This is a genomic window from Novosphingobium sp. B1 (genome assembly GCF_900176395.1).
In the GTDB taxonomy this organism is placed as follows: domain Bacteria; phylum Pseudomonadota; class Alphaproteobacteria; order Sphingomonadales; family Sphingomonadaceae; genus Novosphingobium.
Window position 1 is genome coordinate 104,125 of sequence record NZ_FWXL01000005.1, and the last position, 13,262, is coordinate 117,386.

General features: G+C 63.2%; 13 protein-coding genes. 12 read left to right on the forward strand and 1 reads right to left on the reverse strand.

Annotated features, from left to right (window positions below):
• Window positions 1-6: 6 nt before the first annotated feature.
• From bchL to hemA, 10 genes are read left to right on the forward strand one after another with little or no spacing between them, the layout of a single operon-like run.
• Window positions 7-903 (forward strand): ferredoxin:protochlorophyllide reductase (ATP-dependent) iron-sulfur ATP-binding protein, encoded by an 897-nt coding sequence (gene bchL / locus B9A23_RS10425; RefSeq protein WP_084278813.1) that lies wholly within the window; start codon window positions 7-9, stop codon window positions 901-903.
• Window positions 903-1,607, forward strand: a complete 705-nt coding sequence (gene bchM, locus B9A23_RS10430) for a magnesium protoporphyrin IX methyltransferase (RefSeq protein WP_084278815.1) — start codon at window positions 903-905, stop codon at window positions 1,605-1,607. Before bchL ends, bchM begins: the two co-directional genes overlap by 1 nt.
• Entirely contained in the window at window positions 1,607-3,031 is a 1,425-nt protein-coding gene (locus B9A23_RS10435; protein ID WP_084278816.1) for a BCD family MFS transporter, read from the forward strand. Before bchM ends, B9A23_RS10435 begins: the two co-directional genes overlap by 1 nt.
• 37 nt (window positions 3,032-3,068) lie before the next feature.
• Complete coding sequence (gene puhA, locus B9A23_RS10440; RefSeq protein WP_084278817.1) at window positions 3,069-3,833, forward strand: photosynthetic reaction center subunit H; 765 nt, start codon at window positions 3,069-3,071, stop codon at window positions 3,831-3,833.
• Window positions 3,830-4,453 carry a photosynthetic complex putative assembly protein PuhB gene (gene puhB, locus B9A23_RS10445; RefSeq protein ID WP_084278819.1) on the forward strand — a complete coding sequence of 208 codons (624 nt, stop codon included), beginning with the start codon at window positions 3,830-3,832 and terminating at the stop codon, window positions 4,451-4,453. The genes puhA and puhB overlap by 4 nt, the downstream gene beginning before the upstream one ends.
• Complete coding sequence (gene puhC / locus B9A23_RS10450) at window positions 4,450-4,947, forward strand: photosynthetic complex assembly protein PuhC (RefSeq protein WP_084278820.1); 498 nt, start codon at window positions 4,450-4,452, stop codon at window positions 4,945-4,947. Before puhB ends, puhC begins: the two co-directional genes overlap by 4 nt.
• Window positions 4,944-5,234 (forward strand): hypothetical protein, encoded by a 291-nt coding sequence (locus B9A23_RS10455; RefSeq protein WP_084278821.1) that lies wholly within the window; start codon window positions 4,944-4,946, stop codon window positions 5,232-5,234. Before puhC ends, B9A23_RS10455 begins: the two co-directional genes overlap by 4 nt.
• Entirely contained in the window at window positions 5,231-6,319 is a 1,089-nt protein-coding gene (gene acsF, locus B9A23_RS10460; protein WP_084278822.1) for a magnesium-protoporphyrin IX monomethyl ester (oxidative) cyclase, read from the forward strand. Before B9A23_RS10455 ends, acsF begins: the two co-directional genes overlap by 4 nt.
• Window positions 6,313-7,092, forward strand: a complete 780-nt coding sequence (gene puhE / locus B9A23_RS10465; protein WP_084278824.1) for a putative photosynthetic complex assembly protein PuhE — start codon at window positions 6,313-6,315, stop codon at window positions 7,090-7,092. The genes acsF and puhE overlap by 7 nt, the downstream gene beginning before the upstream one ends.
• A 35-nt stretch (window positions 7,093-7,127) precedes the next feature.
• The gene (hemA, locus tag B9A23_RS10470) at window positions 7,128-8,348 is read left to right on the forward strand and encodes a 5-aminolevulinate synthase (protein WP_084278825.1); all 1,221 of its coding nucleotides are present in this window, start codon (window positions 7,128-7,130) and stop codon (window positions 8,346-8,348) included.
• Between the two features lie 107 nt (window positions 8,349-8,455).
• On the opposite strand, the gene B9A23_RS10475 is transcribed toward hemA, so the two are convergent.
• Complete coding sequence (locus B9A23_RS10475) at window positions 8,456-8,980, reverse strand: c-type cytochrome (protein ID WP_368655937.1); 525 nt, start codon at window positions 8,978-8,980, stop codon at window positions 8,456-8,458.
• 390 nt (window positions 8,981-9,370) lie between these two features.
• Between B9A23_RS10475 and B9A23_RS10480 the strand changes: the two genes are divergently transcribed.
• Complete coding sequence (locus B9A23_RS10480; RefSeq protein ID WP_084278827.1) at window positions 9,371-12,166, forward strand: TonB-dependent receptor; 2,796 nt, start codon at window positions 9,371-9,373, stop codon at window positions 12,164-12,166.
• Window positions 12,166-13,251, forward strand: a complete 1,086-nt coding sequence (locus B9A23_RS10485; protein WP_084278829.1) for a phytase — start codon at window positions 12,166-12,168, stop codon at window positions 13,249-13,251. The genes B9A23_RS10480 and B9A23_RS10485 overlap by 1 nt, the downstream gene beginning before the upstream one ends.
• The last annotated feature ends 11 nt before the right edge of the window (window positions 13,252-13,262 follow it).

Sequence of the window (13,262 nt, forward strand, 5' to 3'; positions counted from 1 at the left end):
TTTGCGATGAACCTGCTCGACCCAAGGGCGCGCTTCAGCCAGCCAGACGGCGAAGGATCGGTACAGGTCTCATTGGATCCCCGCGACGAGATCAAGGGCGCAAAGGTTTTTGCGGTCTATGGCAAGGGCGGGATCGGCAAGTCGACGACATCGTCGAACCTCTCGACCGCGTTCTCCAAGCTTGGCCATCGCGTGCTGCAGATCGGCTGCGATCCGAAGCACGATTCCACCTTCACGCTCACCAAGAAGCTGATGCCGACGGTGATCGACGTGCTCGAAAGCGTCGAATTCCATGCAGAGGAACTGCGGCCCGAGGACTACATGTTCGAGGGCTACAACGGCGTGATGTGCGTGGAGGCCGGAGGGCCACCTGCGGGCACTGGCTGCGGCGGCTACGTCGTGGGACAGACGGTCAAGCTGCTCAAGCAGCACCACCTGCTGGAAGATACCGACGTGGTGATCTTCGACGTGCTGGGCGATGTGGTATGCGGCGGTTTTGCAGCTCCGCTGCAGCATGCCGAGCGCGCGCTCGTGGTTGCCGCGAACGACTTCGACTCGATCTTCGCGATGAACCGCATCGTTGCGGCAATCGGTGCGAAGGCAAAGAACTACAACGTGCGGCTTGCTGGCGTGATTGCCAACCGCTCTGCCGCGACGGACGAGATCGACCGCTTCAGCGAGGCGATCGGGATGAAGCGTCTGGCACATTTCCGCGATGTCGACGCGATCCGCCGCAGCCGCCTGAAGAAGTGCACGCTGTTCGAGATGGAGCCTTCGCCCGAAGTCATTGCTGCGCAGCAGGAATACCTGCGGCTTGCACAAATGCTGTGGGACGGCGTTGACCCGGTTGCGGCCAACCCGATGAAGGACCGCGATATCTTCGACTTCCTGGGGTTCGAATGATGGCCACGCAATTTGCTCCCAACCGCTATGACAGCCAGCGCGAGAAGCTGGCACAGTACTTCGACGGCACCGCGCAGAAGGCGTGGATCGACCTGACATCGAACGCCAAGGTCAGCGGCATCCGCGCGACCGTGCGGGCAGGCCGCGACGCAATGCGGGCGCAGTTGCTGGGCTGGCTGCCAACCGACTTGCGCCGCCGCGAGATACTTGATGCCGGCTGCGGCACCGGCAGCCTCAGCGTCGACGCCGCCTGCCGGGGCGCGGTGGTGACCGCCATCGACGTGGCGCAGGGCCTGGTAGATATCGCGGCGCAGCGGGCACCGTCCTACCTTGGCCACGGGCGCATCGACTGGCGCGTTGGCGACATGCTCGACGCGGGTCTGGGCAGCTTTGATCACGTCGTGGCGATGGACTCGCTGATCCACTACACCCTGCCGGACATGGTCTGGGCGCTGTCTGCGCTGACCCGCCGCTGCACCGGCTCGATCCTGTTCACATTCGCGCCCTACACCCCGCTTCTCGGCGCGATGCACACGGTGGGCAAGGTCTTCCCACGTTCCGATCGCTCGCCCGCCATCGTGCCGATTGCCGAGAGCGAACTGCGCGCAGCGCTCGGCCAGATCGAAGGCTGGGAAATCGGCCGGTCAGGCCGGATCTCGAGCGGCTTCTACAAGAGCCACGCGATGGAACTGGTGAAGATCTGATGGCGCAGCGGCAGGCCCTTTCTGCGAAATGGAGCAAGGTGGCCCTCACCTGGCTGCCGTTCGCCGATGCGGCCAGTGCCGAAATCCCGCTGTCGCGCCTGCTGCGCCTGTCATTGTTCCAGGTGAGCGTGGGCATGATGACCGTGCTGCTCAATGGCACGCTGAACCGCGTAATGATCGTGGAACTGGGCATTCCTGCGTGGCTGGTATCGCTGATGATCGCCATTCCGCTGCTGGCGGCACCATTCCGCGCGCTGATCGGTCACAGGTCCGATGTGCACCGTTCGGTGCTGGGCTGGCGGCGCGTGCCGTTCATCTGGTTCGGCACCCTCATGCAGTTCGGCGGCCTAGCGATCATGCCTTTCGCGCTGCTGCTGATGGCGCGGCCCGAACTGTTCGCGATTGGCGTTGCGGCAAGCGCGCTGGCGTTCCTGCTGGCAGGCTTTGGCATGCACACGACGCAGACCGCGGGGCTTGCCCTGACCGGTGACCTTGTCGACGACGAACGACGCCCACGCGCCGTGGCGCTACTGTACCTCGCGTTGCTGGCGGGCATGATGATCGCCGCGCTGGTGATCGGCGGGCTGCTGGCCCACTTCACGCCGACCCGGCTGGTGCAGGTGATTCAGGGCTCGGCAATCCTGACGTTCTTCCTCAATGTGATTGCCCTGTGGAAGCAGGAGGCGCGCAGCGCAGCGATCGCTTCTGCCGACACCCCGCGCCCCGCATTTACCGACGTGTGGCAGAACTTCGTGGCCGAGCCGATCACGATGCGATTGCTGGTGGCGGTGGGCCTTGGGGCGACGGCCTTCTCGATGCAGGACGCGCTGCTCGAGCCTTATGGCGGCGAGATCCTCGGCCTTTCGGTTGGCGCAACGACATTCCTGACCGGGGGCTGGTCGCTTGGCGCGCTGGTCGGTTTCACGCTTTCGGGCCGCTGGCTTTCGCGCGGCATGGACGCACTGCGGATCGCCGGGTTCGGCGCGGTCGTGGGGATCGCCGCGTTCATGCTGGTGATCTTTGCAGCGCCGCTCGGCAGCCCGCCGGCGCTATTGGCAGGCGCGACCGGTATCGGCGCGGGTGCTGGGCTGTTCCTTGTCGGCACGCTGACAACGGCCATGACGCTGGCGACCGAGAAAACCTCCGGACTTGCGCTTGGCGCATGGGGCGCGGTGCAGACCACTTTTGCGGGCCTCGCCATCGCCATGGGCGGGGTGCTGCGCGATCTGGTTTCCGGCCTCGCTGTCTCCGACGAGCTGGGTCTGACGCTGGCCAACCGCGCCACGGGTTATGCCACGATCTACATCATCGAAATCTGCCTGCTGCTGGCCACGCTCGTCGTGCTGGGCCCGCTGGTCGGCCAGACCCCGGCGGGAATCCGGCGGGAGGGACGAAGCTTCGGACTGACGGAATTCCCCACATGAGCAGCAGGGGCAAAGGGAACGCGAAGAGGACACGCACATGAACTACGGCAATATCGTCGGCACGATCGATGCCGCTCAGATCGCGATGATAACCTTTATCGGGTTCTTTATCGCCCTTGTTTTCTGGCTCCGCCGCGAGGATCGGCGCGAGGGCTATCCGCTGGAAGACGCGCTGACCGGGCGCCTGCTCAGCGAGGGTGGACCGCTTTCGGCTGCTGCACCCAAGACCTTCATCCTGCCGTTCGGCAAGGGCACCAAGTCTGTCCCGACCGGTGAGCGCGATCCTTTCGAAGTGAACGCCAAGCGCCGCGAAACCTTTGGCGGCGCGCCGCTGAGCCCGACTGGTGACGTTTTTGCCGCTGGCGTCGGCCCCGGTTCCTATGCCGACCGTGCCAAGTGGGCGGACATCGATGCCCATGGCAATCCGCGCATCGTGCCGATGGGCCTCGCGCCGGAGATCAGCGTGGCAACGGCAAGCACCGACCCGTGTGGCCTGCCAGTCTATGGCGCCGATGGCCTCAAGGCCGGCGTGGTGACCGACATGTGGGTCGACCGGGCCGAACACATGGTGCGTTATCTGGCCGTGGATACCGGCACGTCGACCGTGCTGGCGCCGATGCCGATGGCCGTGGTGAAGAAGAACGCGGTGATCATCGACGCGATCAATGCCGCCGACTTTGCGGGCGCCCCCTTCCCCGCCAATCCGGGCGAGATCACCCGGTATGAGGAAGAGCGCACCGTGGCCTACTTCGGCACCGGCTATCTCTATGCCAACGAAAACCGGCTGGAACCGCTGATATGAGCGAGTACGACCACGAGCCGATCCGCGGTCTGCCGGGCGACCTGCCGGCCGGCGAAAGCATCCTGTGGCAAGGTTCGCCCGATTGGCGGACCTTCGCCCGCAGCGCCTTGCATACCCGCTGGGTGAGCAGCTATTTCGCAGCACTGGCCGTGCTCGGCCTTGCCACTGGCAAGCTGTTCGGTGCTGGTGCGGCCGTTGTCGGCGGAGCAATCACGCAAGGGTTGCTGGCGGTGTTCGCAATCGCCGTGGCGCGGACGACGGTTTACACCATCACCAACCGCCGCGTGGTGCTGCGCATCGGCGTGGCACTGAACAAGTGCGTGAACTTGCCGCTGGCGACGATCGGCTCGGCAGACCTTCGTCCGCAGGGTGGCGGGCATGGTGATATTGCGCTGACACTGGTCGGCCGTCATCGGCTTGGCTTTGCGATGCTCTGGCCGCATGCCCGGCCCTGGCGGTTTGGCCAGCCTAGTCCCATGCTGCGCGCCATGCCCGATGCAGTAGCAGTCGCCAAGGTTCTGGCCAGGGCCTGCGCTGCTGTCGTTCCGAACGAGGCTGCTGCAGTACGCGCCAAGGCCACGCCCGTTCGCGGTCATGGCCTGCAGGGCGCCGCGGCATGAGCCTCGTTCACGACCATGAAAACACCGTTCCGCGCCCGGCGCTGATCCTTGCAGGTGCGTTGGTGGCAACGACATTGGCGTTGACCGGGCTGGTGCGCGTCGGGGTGCTGGAGCGCGAGGCGGTGCCGGCTGTGGCGCGCGCCAGGGACAATGTGGTCGCCGTGGAAGTGCGGCACCTCGCTTTCGAGGATCGTGCTGACGGCGCTGTCGTGGTCAAGGATGCAGATGCAGGTTCGACGCTCGCGGTCTTGATGGGCGAGAACGATGGTGGCGGGTTCGTGCGTGGCGTGATGCGCGGCATGGCTCGCGACAGGAAGATGAAGGGGATCGGCCCAGCGGCTCCCTTCGAACTGACGCAGTGGGAGAACGGATCGCTCTCGCTGCGCGACCCGGCAACGGGGCGTTCGATCGAGCTTGGCTCATTCGGCGCGACCAACCGGGCCGCCTTTGCCAGGTTCCTCGGTGGAACGGCAGCAAAGGGGAATCAGGCATGATCCGCGCCCGCGCCTTCGAAGTGCCCTGCCGCGTGGCGGTGGAGCAGAGCGAGGCGCATTTCCACGCGCATGTCGAGCTGGCGGGCAACTTGTCTGTCCAGCCCGGCGACAAGGTTCGCGTTCATGGCGAACCGATCCGCGTGGCCTTCGGGCAAAGCGCCGTGTTCGAGCGGACGGCGACCGTCGTCCGGGCAGGCCCCCTGCTGCGGGGGTGGATGCGGCTTGTCGCTTACCTTGGCCTGACCGAGCTTTACGAGGTCAGCTTCAATCCTGGGAGCCTGAGATGAACGCGATCACACTCGAACGCCCCGTGGCAGCGCCGGAGCGCGCGCCCAAGCCCGACGTTCACAAGATGGTGCAGCATGAGACGGTGCTGAGCCCGCGTTTCTACACCACCGATTTCGCCGCGCTCGATGCCATCGACGTCTCGCTTGTCCGCGAGGAATGGGACGAGTTGATGGCCGAGATGGTCAGCGATCCCAACAAGAAGCACTTCAAGCGTCAGGAAAGCTTTGCCGGGGTGATCGAGGGGCTGGAGCCGGAGCTGCGGGCGGAGTTCATCGATTTCCTCGTCAGTTCGCTTACCTCGGAGTTTTCTGGCTGCATCCTCTACGCCGAAATGGCACGGCGCACGAAGAACCCTGACATGAAGCTGCTGTTCAAGCTGTTGGCGCGCGATGAAAGCCGCCATGCCGGGTTCATCAATGAATCGCTGAAAGACGCCGGGATCGGCATCGACCTCGGCTTCCTGACCAAGGCCAAGAAGTACCATTACTTCAAGCCGAAGTTCATCTTCTACTCGGTCTACCTGTCCGAGAAGATCGGCTATGCCCGCTATATCGCGATCTATCGCCAGCTGGCCGCGCACCCGGAACTGCGTTTCCATCCGATCTTCAACTGGTTCGAGAGCTGGTGCAACGACGAGTTCCGCCATGGCGAGGCGTTTGCGCTGCTGCTGCGGGCTGACCCCAAGCTGCTGACCGGCATGAACAAGCTGTGGGTGCGTTTCTTCCTGCTCGCCGTCTATTCGACGATGTACGTGCGCGATCATGCACGGCCGGTGTTCCACAAGGCGCTCGGTCTCGATCCCGAGACCTACGACTACCGCGTGTTCGAGATCTGCACCGCGATCAGCCGCCAGGTCTTTCCGGTCGAGCTCGATACCGACGATCCGCGCTTCCGCCGGGCGATGAAGCGGCTGCTGGTGGCAAGCCAGCGCATCGAGGAAGGCAAGAAGCGCGGCGGCATTGCCGGCGTGCTGATGCGGGCTTCAGGTGCGATGGGTGCCGGCGCCAACTTCGCAAGGATGTACCTGCTGCGCCCCCGCCGCAACGAACTGCCGGCAACCGTGCGGCTGCAGCCCGCGTGGTAAGCTGGACCGGCCATGTCCTGCCGGTTATCGCCACGATCGTGGTCTGGTTCCTTGCGACCGGCCTGATCGCCTGGGCGGACAACCGCGAACGCCGCACTTTCCCGCGCAGCCTGATGCTGGCGGGAATTGCCGGTGTTGGCGGGCTGGCAGTCGTGGGCTGGTCGATGAACAAGCCGACCCTCACGGGCGTCTATGCCGCCTTTGCCGGTGCGATCCTGATCTGGTCATGGCACGAGATCAGCTTCCTGACCGGGGCGGTGACGGGGCCGCGGCGCGAGCCTTGCCCCGCAGAAGCGCGCGGGCTGGAGAGGTTCTTCCACGCCGTGAGCGCTGTAGCCTGGCACGAGATTGCGCTGGCCTTGAGCGCGATCGGGCTCATTTCCCTGAGCTGGAACGCGGCCAACCAGATCGGCGCGATGACTTTCACGCTGCTTCTGGCGATGCGGCTTTCGACAAAGCTGGTGATCTTCTTCGGCGTACCGAACATGAGCACCGAGATCTTTCCGCCGCACCTCGCCTATCTCAAGACATATTTTGGGCCGCGCCGGATGGGGCCTGAACTTTTCTTTGCGATTGCAGGCACTTCCTCACTGGCCGGGTGGCTCGGTTTGATCGCGATCAATGCGCCCGAGGGCAGCGCCAGTGCATCAGGCGCCAGCCTGCTGTTCGCGCTGGCCGCCCTTGGCGCTCTCGAACACCTGTTTCTGGCCCTGCCGATCCGCGACGGGGCACTCTGGGGCTGGGCCTTGCCCACCCGTCGACCTGCGAACTGAAATAGAAGAAGAATTCACGAAGAGGACCGACAACCATGGACTACGAGGGCTACTTCAAGGGGGAACTGGACTCGGTCCGGGCTGAAGGGCGCTATCGGATCTTTACCGAGATCGAGCGCAGGTGCGGCAACTTCCCGCACGCCACGCGCTATGTCGACGATCGGACCGAACAGGTCACGGTGTGGTGCTCGAACGATTACCTCGGCATGGGACAGCATCCCGCGGTGCTTGATGCCATGCACAAGACGCTCGACGAATGCGGTGCGGGCGCAGGCGGCACGCGGAATATTTCAGGCACCAACCACCATCACGTTCTGCTCGAACAGGAACTGGCCGACCTGCACGGCAAGGAAGCCGCGCTGCTGTTCACGTCTGGCTATGTCTCGAACTGGGCAGGGCTTGGCACGCTGGCAGCGAAGATTCCGGGCTGTGTGGTGTTCTCCGATGCTCTGAACCATGCCTCGATGATCGAGGGCATCCGCCATTCGCGCGCGACGTGCCGGGTCTGGCGTCATAACGATGTGGCGCATCTTGACGAACTGCTTTCGGAATACGGCCCGGACGTGCCCAAGCTGGTGGCATTCGAAAGCGTCTATTCGATGGACGGCGACATCGGCCCGATCGCGGAAATTCTCGACGTCTGCGAAAAGCACGGCGCGATGAGCTACATCGACGAGGTTCACGCAGTCGGTCTCTATGGACCGCGCGGCGGCGGCGTCGCAGAGCGTGAAGGCCTGATGGACCGCATAACGGTGATCGAGGGGACGCTGGGCAAGGCATTTGGCGTGATGGGCGGCTACATTGCCGCGTCAGAGGCGCTGTGCGACTTCATCCGCACTTTCGCCAGTGGGTTCATCTTCACCACTGCCCTGCCCCCTGCCCTTGCTGCCGGCGCTGCTGCCAGCATCCGGCATCTGAAGACGAGCGAGATGGAGCGCGCCCGACACAAGGAGCGCGTGGCAACGGTGCGCCGCCGGCTCGACGCCATCGGCATCCCGCACCTGCCGAACCCCAGCCATATCATTCCGGTGATGGTGGGCGATCCGCACAAGTGCAAGCGCATCAGCGACTGGCTGATGGACAACCACGGCATCTACGTACAGCCGATCAACTATCCAACCGTACCGCGCGGAACCGAGCGCCTGCGCATCACGCCATCGCCCGTCCATAGCGATGGTGACGTGGACAAGCTGATCGAAGCGCTGAGCGACATCTGGTCACAATGTGAACTCGCGCGGCGCTCCGCTGCGGCTTGAGGGCGAACTGTCAGGCCGCCCTGCGGCGGCCTGGATTGCAGCAAATGAAAGGGGCGCGGACCGGTGTGGTCCGCGCCCCTTCTTGCGACCCGAAGGGCCTTGTGGGCTCAGTTCGGAGCCTTGAGATATGCGATCACGTCAGCGCGGTCCTGCGCCTTGGGCAAGCCAGCGAACGACATCTTGGTGCCCGGGACGACGCGCTGCGGCTTTTCGAGGTACTGGAACAGTTTTTCCGCAGTCCAGGTGATGCCGCTGTTCTTGTTGGCGGCCGAATACGTGAAGCCTGCTTCCGTGCCAGCCTTGCGACCCACGACGCCTGCGAGCGACGGACCGATCATGTTCTTGCCAGCTTCAATGGCATGGCAGGCCTTGCACTGGGTGAAGATGGTCTTCCCGTGTGCGGCATCGGGCGTGAGGGAAGCGAGCGTCGTGCCATCGAGAGTATCGGTGGAATCGGCGGTTGGCGCAGCGGCGCTTGTTGCAGCAGCAGGAGCAGCGGCTGCAGCCGCAGTTGTTTCCGCAGGCTTCGCTGCGGTTTCTTCTGCTGCCTTGTCAGCACTTCCGCCACCACCGCAGGACGCGAGGAGCAGGGTAGCGGTTGTCAGTGCAACGTATTGGATAACATGCCTCATTTGCATCCACCCTCTTTCCGGAATCAAGCGCGTTCTGATTAAACGGCACAGCAGTAAAACACGCTCATAACCCCATAACAACACGGTATTTTGGGCGGGAACCATATCGGCGCATTATTGCGAGGAAACAGATGCTTTCTTGCCCGCACCCTTCCGCACTGCAGCAAACTCACTGCTCGCAACCGACTTACTTTCGATCCCTCCCCTACAGAATACAGCAGCGCACTATCCCTCGGTAAATGTGTCAAAAAGTTTCCAAATTGGAAAATCGTTCAGTGTGTCACAGCGCTGAAATGGCTTTCACGGTTTCGTCACCGAACTGACGTTCCACTGTCAGAATCCATCCCTAGCCGCAGCGCAGCATCATTGCTTCAGGGGATTCTTCAAATCATGTTTTTCCACGCACCCTTCGCGGGCCGCTCTTCGTTGCGCATCGCGCTACTCGCTTCGGTGGCGATTGGCTTTGCCACGCCAGCGTTTGCCGAAGAAACCGTGGCAGAAGCTGAAGACAGCACACCGATCGTGGTGACGGGCGAGCGCCCCATTGCCGAATCCGAAGCCGCTGCCCTCGATGTGCAGAAGAAGTCGGATTCACTGGTTGCGGTGCTTTCGTCGGATAGCGCAGGCCGCCTCCCCGACCAGAATATCGCGCAAGCTACCAGCCGCCTGCCCGGCGTTGCGATCGAACGCGATCAGGGCCAGGCACGCTACATCAGCCTGCGCGGCGCTCCGAATTACTGGACTACGCTGAGCTTTGACGGGATCAACGTCGTAAGCCCCGAAGGCCGCGACGCCCGTTTCGACTCGATCCCTTCGGCAATCGCCAAGCAGGTCGTCGTGTCGAAGGCCGTCACGCCGGACATGCCCGGCGAGACCGTGTCAGGCAACGTCAACGTCATCACCCGCTCGGCTTTCGATTTTGATGGCCTGCATTTCCAGAGCAAGGCCGGCATCGGCTTTGCCGAATTGGGCGATCGCCGCGAGTATGAAGGGTCGGTGGTCGTGTCCGACCGCTTCCGCTCAGGGGATGGCGAGATCGGCCTGTTGCTTTCGGGCAGCTTCTTCGAGCGCAACATGATCACCGACAACTTCGAGACCGACTGGGAACGTGTCTCGCAGGATCAGCGCCCGGGCAACGGCACGCGCTTCTGGGCGCGCGAGACCGAGAACAAACTTTACCGCCTGCGTCGCCGCAACTGGTCGGTATCAGGGCGGATGGACTGGAAGCCAGACAGCGAGAACACCATCTCGCTGCGTTCGGTCTACACGATCTTCACTGACGATGAAGCGCGCGACAACTACATCTTCGATCTCGATGACCGTCAGAGCGATCTGTCCAGTTCAGCCGCCGCTTGCCCGATCGTGGCCAATACCCTGCCGACGACTACCGGCTATGCCGATGTCTGCATTGGCAACACGCCGCTGGTCGGCACGGTCTACGGCATCGACATCAACCAGCGCTCGACCTTGCGCGCATTCCGCCAATCGATCTTCACCAATACCCTGGAAGGCACGCACGAGTTCGAAAGCGGCTGGAAGATAAACTGGCTGGGCAACTACACCGAATCAAAGGATGATCGCTCGGTCGTTGGCGAAGCGCGGTGGAACAGCCCGTCGACCCGCAACCTGCGCCCGACGGTGACGTACGATTTCAGCGATCCGCTGCGAAGTACCCCGAAGCTTTTCACCACAGTGCAGCTTTCCGGCCCAACCCGCTATGCCGCCGGCACGCCGGTGACCGCGATCGACACTTTCACCAAGCCGCTTGCGGAATTGCGGGTGCTTGATGCCGTGGACACCACGAAGGCCTACACCGGCCGCCTGATCATCGCCAAGGATGCAAGCGTGCTTGGGGGCGATGCCAGCTTAAAGGTCGGTTTCCAGTTTGACCAGCGCACGAAAGTGGTGGACGAAAGCCAGATCCTGATCAACACCACGGCCGATTATGCCAGGATCGGCATTCCGACCAACTACAACGATTTCTCGCTGGATCAGCCATTCCTCGGCAAGATCGCGATGGGCTACACCTTCCGCTACTTCGACACCGACAAGATGCGTCAGTACAGCGATGCAGCGCGGGGGGCGTTCAGCTTCACGCCCAACACCGGCAATATCTATGACGTGCGCGAACAGGTCTATGCCGGGTTTGCCATGGGCACGGTGCGCTATGACTGGGGTTCGATCATCGGTGGCGTCCGCGTTGAGCACGTGAAGAATCGCGGCATCGCCGAAGCGACGATCGGTTCAACAACCGCGCTGGTCACGGCCGAGGCGAGCCAGACCCTCGCCTTCCCGAGCCTGCACATCAATTACGATCTGGCCGAAGACAAGAAGTTCAGGCTCTCGTTCAACAGCGGCGCGGCGCGGGCCGACTACGACCTGCTGCGCCCGAACGTGACGGTGAACGATGCCAACCTGACGGTTTCGGGCGGAAATCCCAGCGTGAAACCGGAGCGGGCTTATGGCGTCGATGGCTACTTCGAATGGTACGTGCGTCCGCAGGGCTACCTGATGGCTGGCGCGTTCTACAAGAAGGTGCAAGACGTGCTCTATTCACAGCGGCGCACCTTCGGCTCGGATGCGCTCAACAGCAACGGCATCGATCGCTCGCAATATACCTTTACCGGCATCGCCAATGGCGGCGACGGACGGATCTTCGGCTTCGAAGTGGCCGCACAGCTGCAGCTTGAACCCTGGACGCAGAGCCTTGGACTGCCCGACTGGATGGGTGGTTTCGGCGTAAGTGCAAACCTTACCTACAACGACAGCGAAGTGACGAAGCCCGCCGTGGGCGCCATTCCCGCCCGCAAGGTCCGTCTGCCCGGCACTTCCGATGTCGTCTACAACCTGGGTGGCTACTACGAGAAGTACGGCTTGTCGCTGCGCCTGCAGTACCAGCGCCGCAGCACATGGCTTGATGGTTACGCCGATGACCTGACCGATGCCGGCGACACCTATTGGGCCGCAGATGACGAGATGGACTTCTCGGCCCGCTACGCGATCAACCGGAACTTCGAGATCTACTTCGATGCCTCGAACCTGCTCAACAAACCGGGCCGCCGCTATTCGGAGCCGGGCAACCTGCTGAGCGCAACCGGCACGCCGACGCCGCGTACGGACATCTATACGATCGAATACGAGCGCTTCGGCCGTCGTTACGCGGCGGGCATGAGGATCAACTTCTGATGGCGTCCTTCGGCAAGAAAGAGATCGCAGGACCGGGGGCGTTGCTCCCAGCCCTGTTGCTATCCGCATGCGCCGGGATGACAGAGCCACCGCGCCCGGCCTATCCGGCAGTGCAGGTATTCGCCACCGCAGAGACCGCGCCTGTCGGTTCGGTCCGCGCCGATGCAGCCGATGATCCCGCGATCTGGCGCAATCGGGCCGATCCCGCTTCGAGCCTGATCGTCGGCACCGACAAGAAGGCCGGGCTTTACGTCTATGGTCTCGATGGCAAGACAAGGGACTTTGTCGCGGCGGGCGCGCTCAACAACGTGGACCTGCGTGAAGTGTGGCCAGGCTTCGTGCTTGTTGCAGCAAGCGATCGCAGCGATCTGGTGGAGCCCAGGATCGCGCTGTTCAGGCTGGACGGACAGACAGGCAAGCTGGCCGCGCTCGGAGCAGTCCCTTTCCTGCCTGCAGGCCATGCGCCGGCCGAAGCCTACGGCTTCTGCATGGGCAAGGCGATGGCCGCGGGCGAACTTGCCCGCGCATACGTGGTGCTCAAGGATGGGACGGTGGCAGAGAGCGCGTTGATCGAACAAGGTGCATCGATTGCCGCCAGCTATCTGCGCTCGATCAAGTTCGGCACGCAATCCGAAGGGTGCGTGGTCGATGACCGGACAGGTCGGCTTTATCTGGCCGAGGAAGACATCGGTATCTGGGAAGTAGACCTGCGTGCGCCCACGCTTCAGGTAAGGCCTTTTGCCCTGGTCGGCAGGGACAAGGGCCTTGTAGACGATGTCGAGGGCCTGGCACTTGCGCCGGTGGGCAAAAGCGCGGGGATGCTCGTGGCTTCGAGCCAGGGGGACAACGCCTATGCACTGTTTGACCTCGCAACCGCTGAACCGCAGGGACGCTTTCGCATAGCGGCCGGCACTTATGGCGCCACGAGCGACACCGATGGGATAGAGCTAGTCCTCGGCGATTTCGGCCCGGCCTTTCCGGGCGGCGTCTTCGTGGCGCAGGACGGCGACAACGCACCGCAAGCCCAGAACTTCAAGCTGGTGCCCTGGGCAGATGTCCTGAAAACTTTGGGACGGCAGCCCTGAGCCTGCCCACC